The sequence below is a fragment of the Streptomyces sp. NPDC057280 genome, assembly GCF_042668605.1.
Lineage (GTDB): Bacteria > Actinomycetota > Actinomycetes > Streptomycetales > Streptomycetaceae > Streptomyces.
In genome coordinates this window covers 46698-58979 of record NZ_JBHUYR010000013.1, presented here as the reverse complement: position 1 = coordinate 58979, position 12282 = coordinate 46698, and the positions used below count along the sequence as shown (strand labels likewise).

Genomic DNA, 12282 nt, shown 5'->3' with positions numbered 1-12282 from the left:
GGAACTACGGGTTACTTGATCTTCGTACCCGTCGACCGCAGGTCGGCGCAGGCCTGCGTCACGCGCGCGGCCATGCTGCCCTCGGCGAGCTTGCCCCAGGTGCGCGGGTCGTAGGTCTTCTTGTTGCCGACCTCGCCGTCGACCTTCAGGACGCCGTCGTAGTTCTGGAACATGTGGGCCGCCACCGGACGCGTGAAGGCGTACTGGGTGTCGGTGTCGATGTTCATCTTGACGACGCCGTTGTCCAGCGCGGTCGCGATCTCCTCGGCGGTGGAGCCGGAGCCGCCGTGGAAGACGAAGTCGAACGGGGCGGTCTTGCCGTACTTGGCGCCGACGCCCTCGTTGAGGTCCTTCAGCAGCTCGGGACGCAGGACGACGTTGCCCGGCTTGTACACGCCGTGCACGTTGCCGAAGGACGCGGCCAGCAGGTAGCGGCCCTTCTCGCCGAGGCCGAGGGCCTCCGCCGTGCGCAGGGCGTCGTCGACCGTGGTGTAGAGGGAGTCGTTGATCTCGTGCGAGACGCCGTCCTCCTCGCCACCGGTCGGGGTGATCTCGACCTCGAGGATGATCTTCGCGGCGGCGGCGCGGGCCAGCAGCTCCTGCGCGATCGCCAGGTTGTCGGCCAGGGTCTCGGCCGAGCCGTCCCACATGTGCGACTGGAAGAGCGGGTTCTCGCCGCGGGCGACGCGCTCCTCGGAGACCGCGAGCAGCGGACGTACGTACCCGTCGAGCTTGTCCTTCGGGCAGTGGTCCGTGTGCAGCGCGACGGTGACGTCGTACTTCTTGGCGACGATGTGCGCGAACTCGGCCAGGGCGACGGCGCCGGTGACCATGTCCTTGTTGTACTGACCGCCCAGGAACTCGGCGCCACCGGTCGAGATCTGGACGATGCCGTCACTCTCGGCCTCGGCGAAGCCGCGCAGTGCCGCGTGCAGGGTCTGCGTCGAGGTGACGTTGATGGCCGGGTAGGCGAACTTGCCTGCCTTCGCCCGGTCGAGCATCTCGTTGTAGACCTCGGGGGTTGCGATGGGCATCTGTCCGCTCCTTGGAGTGTGCGGGTTGGCGTACTACGTGCTGACGGCCCTGACCTAGACCTTGTGTGGGGGTTGCGACGTCGTCGTCGGGCCCCATCTTTCCAGACGTACCGGGATGCTCCGAGCGGCCATAAGTCCCAGTTCTCGGAGCTTTCGGGCGCCCTTGTCAGTCCAGGCCCAACTCGTCCTTGGAGAAGGCGAAGCGGTACGGCACACCGGCGCCCTCTTCGATCTTCTCGGCGGCGCCGGTGGCCCGGTCGACGATGGTGGCGACGGCGACGACCTCGGCCCCCGCCTCCCGCACGGCCTCGACGGCGGTCAGCGGAGAACCGCCGGTGGTGGAGGTGTCCTCGACGACGAGGACGCGGCGGCCCGCGATGTCCGGGCCCTCGACGCGGCGCTGCAGCCCGTGCGCCTTGGCGGCCTTGCGCACGACGAAGGCGTCGAGCTTCCGCCCCCGCGCGGCGGCCGCGTGCAGCATGGCGGCGGCGACCGGGTCGGCGCCCATGGTCAGGCCGCCCACCGCGTCGAACTCCAGGTCGGCCGTCAGGTCGAGCAGCACCTGGCCGACCAGCGGGGCGGCCTCCCCGTCGAGGGTGATGCGCCGCAGGTCGACGTAGTAGTCCGCCTCCAGACCCGACGACAGGGTCACCTTGCCGTGCACCACGGCCTTGTCCTTGATCTGCTGCAGCAGCGCGCCGCGTACATCCGTCATGCGAGTCAGCTTAAAGCCGACGCCAGGACCAGGTCGTCGAGGCCTCCAGCGGCTCCAGCAGCGTGACCAGGCGCGGCAGCGTGTTCAGCCCGTTGGGCGGCCCGGTCTGCGGCTCCACGCAGACGGCCTCGGCCTGCTCGTCGTAGACGACGACCCACTCCTCGCGGGAGCCGACCTTCAGCTCCAGCTGCCCCGGCCAGGTCAGCGTCACGTCGACGCCGCCGGGCATTCCGAAGCAGTCGTCCCAGGGCCCGGGCTGGGGGTCGATCCGCCGCCCGGTGGGCAGATGATCGTCCCCGCGCTCCTCCTGCCAGGCCGCCTCGAAGGCGACCCGCACGTCCTGCGCCCCCGCGCCGCCGAGGTTGCGGTTGAACCACGGGTGCCAGCCGATCTGGGCCGGGAAGGAGGAGTCGTACGTCTCGACGGACATGGTCAGCGTCAGGGCGTCCGGGGTGAGCGCGACGGCCTGGGTGACGCGGCCGGGGTAGGGCCACGGGTCGACCAGGTCGTACGTGATGACGGCCTCGTCGGCCGTGGCGCGGGCGACGCGCCAGGCGCCGTCGCGCGCGGTGCCGTGGATGGCGTGCGGCGGGGCGTTGAGCGGCATCTGCCGGACGCCGGCCCCGTCCCGGAACCGTCCGTCCCTGATCCGCCCGCACCAGGGCACCATGGGGAAGCAGCCGAAGCGCTCGCCCTGCCGCAGCAGCTCGACGCCACCGATGCGCAGCCCGCCGATCCGCCCACCGTTCCCCGGCAGCACGGTCACCTCCGCGTCACCCGCGGTCAGCGTGATGGGTTCGTTACTCACGGGACGACCCTACTGGGGCGATCAAGAGGGCCTCGGGTGCGGTGGTGGCTCGGAGGGCCGCGGGTGCGTTGCTCAGCGGCGCTTGCGCAGCGCCCGGGTCACCACGATCGCCGAGGCCAGGGCCACCGCCGCCGCGGGAGCCGCCCACCGCAGTGCCGAGTTCGGGGCGATGGTCTGCGGTGCGGGGACGGGAGCGTAGCGGCCGCGCGGGGGTGCGTGGTCGACCTCCTCGGCGCTGCGGCCGATCATCGTGCGGCGCGCGTGCGCGGCCTCGGCGGGGAGGTCGCGGGGGGTGGTGTGATCCTCGTCCTCGCCCTGGCCGCCGGAAAGAGCCTCGGGCTCGGGTTCCTCTGCGGCTTCCGGGGTCTCGGGGGGCTCCGGTACCTCTGCGGCTTCCGGGGGCTCGGTGGTTTCCGGGACCTCGGTGGTTTCCGGGGTCTCGGGGGCCTCCGTGGCCTCAGGCTCGGTGGCCTCTGCCTCCGTGGCCTCAGGCTCGGTGGCCTCTGCCTCCGTGGTCTCAGGCTCGGTGGCCTCTGCCTCCGTGGCCTCAGGCTCGGTGGCCTCGGGCCCAGCGGCCTCGGGCTCAGCAGCCTCCGGCTCAGTGGCCTCGGCCCCCGTGGTCTCGGGCTCGCCGGTCTCCTGGCTCCCCAGGCTCTCCGCGAAACGGTTCAGCAGCCGCGTCACCGCCGACGTCACCGACTCCCCCGGCAGCTCAGTGATGCGTCCGTCCGCCGCGGCCGTCCCTCCGAAGATGACGTTCGTGCCGCCCTCGGCCTCCGTGAGCCGCAGGGTCAGCGTCAGCGTCACCTTTCCGCTGCCCCGGGCCTCCACCGCCTCGCCCTCGACCGCGTACGTGCCGTCGTCCCGGGCGGAGAGGCGGGCCGTGCCGCGGTACGTGACGGAGTGGCTGCCGACGCGCACCTTGAGCCGCCCGGTGACGGGCTCGGCGCCGGCGTCCTGCTGGAGCCCGGGAACGGCCCGGGCGACCCGAAGGGGATCGGCCAGCGCCTCCCTGAGTCGCTCGGCCGGAACCGGAACGAACACCTCATGCTCCATGGTCAGCGAGCCTACCCAGAGGACCGACGACTGCACCCCCGTTGGTCGAAAGTGACCGCGCCCTCGTGTCGGCGGGCCAGGGCCCCGGCGCACTGGCCTCGGCGGTCGCGGTCGGCGTCCCTTGCGCGGGCGCGGGGCGGTCAGTTCGCGTACGCGGGGTGCACCAGCGTCGACGGCGGCATGCCGGTGATCCGGGTCCGGGCCACCGCGCGGGCGTCCGCCGCGAGGGACGCCACGGTCAGGGTCCGGGGCGGCGGTGCGTGCGCGTCGAGGCCCAGGGCGGGCGTCGTATCGGCCCCGGCCAGCACGAAGCCCCAGTCCCGGGGCGCGCGGGAGGCGCCGGTCACCCGGTCGGGCCCGGCCGCGAACCCCTCGTCGCGCCCGCCGACGCAGTAGGGCACGGTACGCAGCCCCGCCGCGCGCATTGTGGTGTCAACCGTCCAGAAGACGCGGGGGCGGGAGGAGACCGGCCCGGCGTGCACCACGAGGCGGCCGCCCGGGGCCAGGGCGCGGTGGGCGAGGCCGTAGAACTCCTGGGAGTACAGCTTGGTGCTGGCGGTGATGCCCGGGTCGGGCAGGTCGGCGATCAGCACGTCGTAGGCGGCGGGCCGCGCCTGCCGCAGCCAGCCGAAGGCGTCGCCCGTGGTGACGTGGACGCGCGGATCGTCGTACACGTGGCCGTTGAGGGCGGCGAGGGCGGGGTCCGTGCGGGCCAGCCGCACCACCCCGGCGTCGAGTTCGACGACGTCGACGCGGCGGACGTCCGGATGGCGCAGGACCTCGCGCGCCGCCAGCCCGTCGCCTCCGCCGAGGATCAGCACGCGGGTGTGCGGGCCGTTCATCGCGGGGTGGACCAGCGCCTCGTGGTACCGGCGTTCGTCGCGGCCGCTGACCCGGAGGCGGCCGTCGAGGAAGAGGTCGAGGGGGCGGCCGTGGGTGCCGCCGGTGAGGACGACCTCCTGGACGTCGGTCTGGAGGGCCACGCGGACGTCGCCGCCGTACACCGCCTGCCGCGCCGCGCGTTCGAAGTCGTCGACGAGTACGGCGGCCGCGGCGAGGACGCCCAGCACGGCGAGGTTGGCGATCACCAGCAGCCAGCGTGCCCGGCGGGTCAGATCGCGGCGGAACAGCCCGAGGACGAGGGCGCCGCCCACGATCGCGTTGACGGTCCCGGTGATCAGGGCGCCGGTCAGCTGGCCCAGCATCGGCAGCAGGAGGAAGGGGAAGGCGAGGCCGCCCACCAGACCACCGACGTAGTCCGCGGCGAACAGGTCGGCGACCGCGCCGCCCGCGTCCTGGCGGCGGATGCGCTGGATCAGCTCCATCAGCAGCGGGACCTCGGCGCCGATGAGCAGCCCGATCGCGAGGGAGAACGCGACCAGCAGGCAGCGCGGTCCATGGGCCCACAGGCCGCCCCAGTCGCCGGTCCAGGCGAAGACGGCGTACAGCGCCATCGCGCTGCATCCGCCGACGAGGGCGAGCGCGGCCTCGATCGCGCCGAACCCGGCCGCCGCATGCCGGCGCAGCCGTTTGGCGAGCAGCGAGCCGACGCCCATCGCGAAGACCATCACGGACAGCACGACGGAGGCCTGGGTGACCGAGTCGCCGATCAAGTACGAGGCGAGGGCGACCAGTTCGAGTTCGTACACCAGTCCGCACGCGGCGCAGACGAACACCCCCGCGAGGACCAGGAACCGCCCGACCGCGGGCCGCACCGGAAGCCGCACAGGACCCGCCCAGGGCGGCGCTGTGCCGGGCGGGGCGGGCGCGTGCGGTTCGATCACGTTGCGACGGTACGTCACTGCAACGGCACGCTTCGTCACCCACACGTGTGGAACTCACGACCGAGGGGCGGACCGGGGTTTGCGCCGCGCGTCAGTGCACCTGGAGCGCAGGGTCGGTACACCTGGAGCGCCGGGTAGGTACACCTGGAGCGCGGGGTCAGTGCGCCTGGAGCGCGGCGGGAATCTTGACGCCGACCTTCGTCCGGGTCGCCACCAACTGGCCGTCCTGCGGGTACGCGTGCCAGGTCCGCCACAGCACCTGGCCCTCGTGGCGCTGGGCGAGCAGCGCCGTGAAGGCGTGCGGGCTGCCCGGGAAGACGCCCGCGAGGCCGTGCGGATGGTCGGAGACGAGGGCCAGCAACTCCTGGGCGCGGCCCGCGAACTGGCCCGGGGAGAGGACCTCCACGCGCGCCGCGAACTCGTACTCCCAGTCGCCGACCCGTTTGGCGACGCCGAGCGGCAGCGGGGTGCTGCTGCCCGGGATGCAGGCCACCGTCTCCGAACAGGTGCCGCGCTCCTCCTCCAGGAGGACCTGGTGGGACGCGCCGAGGAGTCTCAACTGGAGGGTCGACCCGGCCAGTTCGAGGTCGAGCGTGGCCAGCGCCGGAAGCGGCTCGCGTCCCAGCGCCCAGGCGAGGTCGGCCGCGCGCGTGTCGGTGTAGGAGGTGTTCAGGGTCGTGAGCATGGATCGGCTCCGCAAGCACGCAAAGAAAGGGCGGTGTGGGGGGCGCCGGCGCACCCGGGCCGACACCGGCGGGGATTCGGCCCGGTCGGCCCGGTCGGGATGTCGCAGCTGAAGTGTCCGGAGGACGGCCGAGGGCCCGCTTTGGTGATTTAGAGGGAATCATGAACTGTGGCGCCGCCACAGCGTTTTTACCCAACTTCGTGGCGTTTCCATCCCTCAGAGGGCTCCACAGTTCAACTGTTCAACTACGGCGCACGCCGGGCCCGCCAGGGCGTACGCCGGGGCATCCGCGCGCCAGGCGCGAAAAGCCGGGCCCCACCCCCGTGCGGGCCCGGCTCGTCCGGATGCGACAAGAAGCTCAACGTGCGACAGGGAGCTCAGCCGCCTCACGTCAGCTGCCCCCTCCGCAGCCGCCGCCACCCCCTCCTCCACAGGACGCCCCACCGCCCCCGCCCCCACAGGACGACCCGCCGCCACACGACGAGCCGCCACTGTCACCGCCGCCGTCCGCCCAGCTGTCGCCGCTGGTGTCGCCGCCGCTTCCGGAACCCCCGAAGAGGTACCCGCGCCGCCGACTCGGCCTCCGCCGGACGGACCATCTGATCAGCCACACGATCAGGCCCCAGTACAGGGCCACCAGGACGAGGACGAGAGCCGTGATCACGGCGTCACCCCCCTTCCGCCCCCCGGCTGCGGCTCAGCTGCCGCCGCCGCAACCGCCCCCGCCACCGCAGGACGACCCGCCGCCACACGACGAGCCACCCCCGCAGGACGAGGAGGAACCACACGACGAGGACGAGGACGAGCCGCACGACGACCCGCTGCTGCTGGACCCCCCGTCGGCCCACCAGCTGTTGCCACTGCCGCTGCGGCTGCCGCCGCGCCGGCCCGCCCGCGCCCGGTGCGAGCTCCCCCCGCTCGCCCTCGCGATGATCATGACGACGAACCCGATGAAAGCGACTGCCAGGATGATGCCGAAAACCATGGCGTCACCCTCCTTCCGTGTCACCCGAGACGACCCCCCGTGGGCGCCTCGGGTCCTGCGTGCGAGGGAGATGCCCCGGCGTCTCATCAGCCAAAGCAGAGTTGAGCGAATCCAGAGCTTGGGCGCAGGATGACCGGCATGACCTCCACCGCACGCCCGCACCTCAACCGCCGGCTCGCCGAGTTCGGGACGACGATCTTCGCCGAGATGTCCGCGCTCGCCGTGCAGACCGGCTCGATCAATCTCGGCCAGGGCTTCCCCGACACGGACGGCCCCGAGGAGATCCGGGAGGCGGCGGTGCGGGCGCTGCGCGACGGACGCGGCAACCAGTACCCGCCGGGTCCGGGCGTCCCCGAGCTGCGCGCCGCGATCGCCGCGCACCAGCAGCGGCGGTACGCACTGACGTACGACCCCGACACCGAGGTCCTCGTGACGGCGGGCGCGACCGAGGCCATCGCCGCCGCCCTCCTCGCCCTCCTGGAGCCCGGCGACGAGGTCATCGCCTTCGAGCCGTACTACGACTCCTACGCGGCCTGCATCGCGATGGCGGGCGGCACCCGGGTCCCGGTCACCCTGCGCCCGGACGGCGACAGCTTCCGCCTCGACCTCGACGAGCTGCGCGCGGCCGTGACGGACAGGACCCGGCTGCTGCTGATCAACACGCCCCACAACCCCACCGGCACCGTCCTCACCCGCGAGGAGCTCACCGCGATCGCCGAGCTGGCGGTCGAGCGGGACCTGCTGGTCGTCACCGACGAGGTGTACGAGCACCTGGTCTTCGACGACGCCGAGCACATCCCGCTCGCGACCTTCCCCGGCATGCGGGACCGCACGGTCACGATCGGCTCGGCCGGCAAGACCTTCTCCTTCACCGGCTGGAAGGTCGGCTGGGCGACCGGCTCACCGTCGCTGGTCAGCGCGGTGCGCTCGGCGAAGCAGTTCCTGACGTACGTCGCCTCGGGCCCCTTCCAGTACGCGGTCGCCGAGGCCCTCGCGCTGCCGGACAGCTACTTCGAGGCCTTCCGCGCGGACATGAGGGCCAAGCGCGACGTGCTCGCGAGCGGTCTGGCGGAGGCGGGCTTCGGGGTGTTCCGGACCGCCGGCACCTACTTCATCACCACCGACATCCGCCCCCTCGGCACCGAGCTGTCTCAAGGGGGCGACGGCTTCGCCTTCTGCCGCGCGCTGCCGGAGCGGGCCGGGGTCGTCGCCATCCCCAACGCGGTCTTCTACGACCACCGGGAGGCGGGGGCTCCGTTCGTGCGGTTCGCGTTCTGCAAGCAGACGGGGGTGCTGGAGGAGGCGGTCAAGCGGTTGAAGGCGCTGGCGGGCTGACGCGACCCGGGCGATCGGACACTGGGGCGTGATGCTCGCTTATGCCTGACTTCTTATGCAATGTGCTGATGTGACCCCTGTCAGCACGCTCGCGCCGCCCGCCGTCGCACCGCCCGGCACCACCGGACGCATCCGGCCGCGCCACCCCCTCGCGGTGGCGCTCGGCCTGTTCGCCGCCGCCCGGCTCACCGGGCTGGCGGTGCTCGCCGCGACCGCCTGGGCCACCGGCCACCACCCGCTCACCCTGCTGGGCCGGTCCTGGGACTCCCGCTGGTACCTGGGCATCGCCGCGCACGGCTACGGCCACACCCTGCACATCCGCCCTGGCGTCGTCTACAGCGACCTCGCCTTCTTCCCGCTCTACCCGGCGCTGGTGCGCGCGGTGACCGCGGTCAGCCCGCTGGGCGGCGGCGCGGCGGGCCTGCTGGTGTCGTGGACGGCGGCCGCGGTGGCGGCGTGCGGCATCTACGCGATCGGCGTACGGCTGCACGGTCGCGCGGTGGCCACCGTCCTCGTCCTCCTGTGGGCCCTGCTGCCGCACTCGGTCGTGCTGTCGATGGCGTACACGGAGCCTGTCCTGACCGCCTTCGCCGCCTGGTCGCTGTACGCGGTGCTCACCGGCCGCTGGCTGTGGGCGGGCACGCTGGCCGCGCTGGCGGGGCTGGCCCGGCCGAACGGGTTCGCGGTGGCGGTGGCGGTGCTGGCGACGGCGGCGTACGAGATCGTCCGGACCCTGCGGCGGGGCGGAAAAGTTACCCACAGCCTGTGGACGGGCGCGGCGCTCGCCCCGCTCGGCTGGTCGGCGTACGTCGTCTGGGTCGGCCATCGCGAGGGCGACCTGTTCGGCGGCTACTTCGCGGTGCAGCGCGGCTGGGGCTCCAGTTTCGACTTCGGCCGGGGTTCCCTGCGCTTCGCCCGCCACGTCGTCCTCCAGGGCGACCGGCTGGTCTTCCCGATGACGCTGCTGATCGTCGCCGTCTCGGTCCTCCTGTACGCCCTGCTCCTGCTGGACCGCCCCCCGCTCGCGCTGGCCGTCTACACCGCCGTACTCCTGCTGATCACCCTCGGCGGCTCGGGCTTCTTCGAGTCCAAGCCGCGCTTCCTGCTGCCCGCGTTCCCGCTGCTGCTGCCGCCGGCCCGGGCCCTGGTCCGCACGGCGAGAGCCCGGCCCTGGCACGCGGTCGTGGTGACCGGTGCCCTGGCCGGGCTCTCTTTCGCCTACGGGGCGTATCTGGTCGTACTGGCGGACACGCCGCTGTAGAGGACGGCTACGCCTTACGCGTCGTCGTCGCCGTCGCTGTCGGGCTTGTCGGCGTCGTTGATCTCCTGCTCCAGGCCGAGCTGCTCCACGAGCCACTTGTCGAACTCGATGGCGGCCCGCACCCAGCTGACCGTCGACGACACGAAGTGCTCCAGGCTCACCCCGGTGCCGATCAGCATCTGCGCCTCGCCGATGAGGCGGACGGTGCCGTCGTCGTGGGTGTGCGTGTAGAGCTTGGGCCACAGGGTGCGGCGGTTCCAGTCGTCGATGGACTCCAGCAGCTGCGGCTTCTCGTCGATCTTGTGGGGCCGGTCGTAGAACGTCCGGACCGAGAAGACCTGCTGGTCACCCTCACCCCGGAACATGAAATACGTACGGAACTGCTCCCACGGCGCCGCGAGGTCACCCTCTTCGTCAACGACGTACTTCAGCTCCATCTGCTCCAGGAGCTGCTTCACGAGGTCCTGATCCGGGACGACGGGGCCCGCCGGTCCTTGGGGCTGCGGCTCGGGCTGGCCCCCGAAGTTCGGAATCGAGGACGGGTCGATGGTCACCGTGATTTTCCCTTCGTACGGATTCCGCCATCCTCCCCCATGCGGGGAGGGGGGGTGCAAGCCCTGACGGAGCTGTCCGCCGTGAGCTGACTCGATCCGGCTTCCCTCAGCGCTCTTCCATACGCTCGACGAGCCGCCAGATGCCGGTGGACGGGTTGCGCGCGTGATCTTCGCCGGTCGGATCCAGCTTGCGGGCGCGCTCGACGGCGTCGGCCCGGCCATCACGGTACAGGGCGAAATCGACACGCGTCTTGTCGTACCCCGGGACATGTTTCTGCAGCAGGGGCAGCAGCTTCTTGTACGTCGGGACGTGCGCTGTCTGAGGGGCGAAGTGCAGCAGCAGCCACAGCTCGAAGCAAGGGTTGGAGACGGCCACCCGGATGCCGGCCTTGCGCGCGGCGACGGCGGCCTCAGCCACGTCGACGAACTGATCCACGTCGAAGACGCACCAGACTTCGTCGAAGCTCCCCTTGCTCAGGACGCGCTGCTTCTTGGCGTAGTCGACGAGCTGGCTCGGTGAGCAGGCCTTGCCGCGCACAACGACAGAGACAGCAGGATTGCGGAGGTGCTCGCGCAGTCCCTGGAGGTACTGGCGCTCGGTCTCTTTGCTGCCGCAGACGACCAGCACCGTCTGTGCTGATCTGCGCGTGGGACCGCGGCGACGGCCCGACCCCTCACGCGGAAACGGCCTCGCCATGTGCCCCCCAGAATTGCCTGACCACATCCTCGAGCGCCGAGTCCGGCAGGAGCGGCACCGCGCCGTAACTGCCCGCCAGATAGCGCCGCTCGAAGTTCTCCCCCTTGCGCGGTTTGAAGTCGCTGAGGGGATAGAGGTCGGACGCGCCGGTGTCCGCGCTCTTGTCGACGAACCAGACCTGATCGCGGCGCAGCACCTCCTCCCCCAGCATGGTGCCGAGCAGCGAGGCACTGTGCGTGGTGAAGATCAGCTGTCCGCCGCGCGGGTTGAGCTGTGGATTCTGGAACAGCTTGACGAGTTTCGCGGTGAGCAGCGGGTGCAGGCTCACATCCACCTCGTCGATCCAGACCTGGCTGCCGCTGCCCAGGGCCAGCAGGGCCCAGGAGACCAGATTGAGCCAGGTCTTGGTCCCGGCCGACTCGTCCTGGGCGGGCAGCAGGAACTCCTCGTCGCCCACCCGATGCACGAACTGCAAGGACTTCCCCAGCATCTCTTTGACGTCCTCTGGCATCTCGCCCCACTCTTCGGAACGGGCAAGAAAACCAAGCAGCGCGTCGTCGTCCGCCCCTCGGCGAACGCCGTGTACGCCCAGGTCGGCTGCTTTCAGGACGGCATCTCCACGGGCGAGCCCCGCCTGCTCGAAGATTTCAAAGACAGTGGCCAGAACCGCGCCGCGGCTAGTGAGGGCATGGCGCATGCTGTCATTGACGACAACGGCCCCCTTCAGCGCCTTCCAGACGGCTCCCAGCTGCTCGTGCGCCGTCTGAGCGGCCGCGGAGAGATACAGGCTGTTCGGCCGCATCACGCGCTCCGCCGCGACCCTCTCGCCGGAGAGCGAATTCCCGAACGTCACCTCCCCCCTGTGCCGCTCGAAGAGGATCCGCTTACGTCCCTTGGGATACACATAGAGCCACTCGTCCTCGACCTCCGTGTCCGAGACGGCGAAGCCGTACACGTGTCGGACACCGTCGATCAGTACGTCCACGGCGTACGTCGACGGTTCGCTCCTGCTGGCGCGATCCAGCAGAAAAGGTCGCCGCTCGATGCGGGCGCCCGGCAGCCACTGTGCCTGCGATTGCTCCACCGCCCGCACGAAGAACCGGTACGCGTCCAGCACGGTCGACTTCCCCGAGGCGTTGGCCCCGTAAATCGCCGCCACCGTCAACGCCGGCCGCTCGTCCTCGTAAACCGGCACGAGGTTCAGCTCCTGCGGCTCACGCAGTGAGCCATGGTTGGCCACCCGGAAGCTCAACAGCATGCCTTACACCCCGCTTACCGGCCTTGTGAGCAAGTGAATCTCTTATTTTGACTATTCCGAATACTAGCTTCGCATCTCCACACTGGATAGGCCCGCCACCCATGGAGGTG

General features: G+C 71.3%; 12 protein-coding genes. 2 read left to right on the top strand and 10 right to left on the bottom strand.

What is annotated here, in order from left to right:
- Positions 1-11 precede the first annotated feature (11 nt).
- The 7 genes from fbaA to ACFUO4_RS41125 form a co-directional block, all read right to left on the bottom strand.
- Positions 12-1034: a class II fructose-bisphosphate aldolase gene (gene fbaA, locus ACFUO4_RS41155; protein ID WP_079310838.1), complete on the bottom strand. Its 1023-nt coding sequence runs from the start codon at positions 1032-1034 to the stop codon at positions 12-14.
- 166 nt (positions 1035-1200) lie between these two features.
- Positions 1201-1749, bottom strand: a complete 549-nt coding sequence (gene pyrE / locus ACFUO4_RS41150) for an orotate phosphoribosyltransferase (RefSeq protein ID WP_079310837.1) — start codon at positions 1747-1749, stop codon at positions 1201-1203.
- Between the two features lie 10 nt (positions 1750-1759).
- Positions 1760-2557: an aldose 1-epimerase gene (locus ACFUO4_RS41145; protein WP_383495149.1), complete on the bottom strand. Its 798-nt coding sequence runs from the start codon at positions 2555-2557 to the stop codon at positions 1760-1762.
- 72 nt (positions 2558-2629) lie between these two features.
- A complete protein-coding gene (locus ACFUO4_RS41140) occupies positions 2630-3613 on the bottom strand; it encodes an SRPBCC domain-containing protein (protein ID WP_383495146.1) in 984 nt (327 codons plus the stop codon).
- Positions 3614-3753: 140 nt separating this feature from the next.
- Complete coding sequence (locus tag ACFUO4_RS41135; protein ID WP_383495143.1) at positions 3754-5397, bottom strand: polyamine aminopropyltransferase; 1644 nt, start codon at positions 5395-5397, stop codon at positions 3754-3756.
- Between the two features lie 157 nt (positions 5398-5554).
- Complete coding sequence (locus ACFUO4_RS41130) at positions 5555-6082, bottom strand: DUF2617 family protein (RefSeq protein WP_079310835.1); 528 nt, start codon at positions 6080-6082, stop codon at positions 5555-5557.
- A gap of 668 nt (positions 6083-6750) precedes the next feature.
- Positions 6751-6930, bottom strand: coding sequence for a hypothetical protein (locus ACFUO4_RS41125; protein ID WP_383495140.1), 180 nt, complete (start codon positions 6928-6930; stop codon positions 6751-6753).
- Positions 6931-7196: 266 nt separating this feature from the next.
- On the opposite strand from ACFUO4_RS41125, the gene ACFUO4_RS41120 reads away from it, so the two are divergent.
- Entirely contained in the window at positions 7197-8402 is a 1206-nt protein-coding gene (locus ACFUO4_RS41120; protein WP_383495138.1) for a pyridoxal phosphate-dependent aminotransferase, read from the top strand.
- 70 nt (positions 8403-8472) lie between these two features.
- Positions 8473-9663 (top strand): hypothetical protein, encoded by a 1191-nt coding sequence (locus ACFUO4_RS41115; RefSeq protein ID WP_383495135.1) that lies wholly within the window; start codon positions 8473-8475, stop codon positions 9661-9663.
- A gap of 14 nt (positions 9664-9677) precedes the next feature.
- On the opposite strand, the gene ACFUO4_RS41110 is transcribed toward ACFUO4_RS41115, so the two are convergent.
- From ACFUO4_RS41110 to ACFUO4_RS41100, 3 genes are all read right to left on the bottom strand, one after another.
- The gene (locus ACFUO4_RS41110) at positions 9678-10217 is read right to left on the bottom strand and encodes a YbjN domain-containing protein (protein ID WP_383495132.1); all 540 of its coding nucleotides are present in this window, start codon (positions 10215-10217) and stop codon (positions 9678-9680) included.
- A gap of 106 nt (positions 10218-10323) precedes the next feature.
- Complete coding sequence (locus ACFUO4_RS41105) at positions 10324-10845, bottom strand: RloB family protein (RefSeq protein ID WP_383495129.1); 522 nt, start codon at positions 10843-10845, stop codon at positions 10324-10326.
- 46 nt (positions 10846-10891) lie between these two features.
- Positions 10892-12172 carry an ATP/GTP-binding protein gene (locus tag ACFUO4_RS41100; protein ID WP_383495126.1) on the bottom strand — a complete coding sequence of 427 codons (1281 nt, stop codon included), beginning with the start codon at positions 12170-12172 and terminating at the stop codon, positions 10892-10894.
- Between the last annotated feature and the right edge of the window lie 110 nt (positions 12173-12282).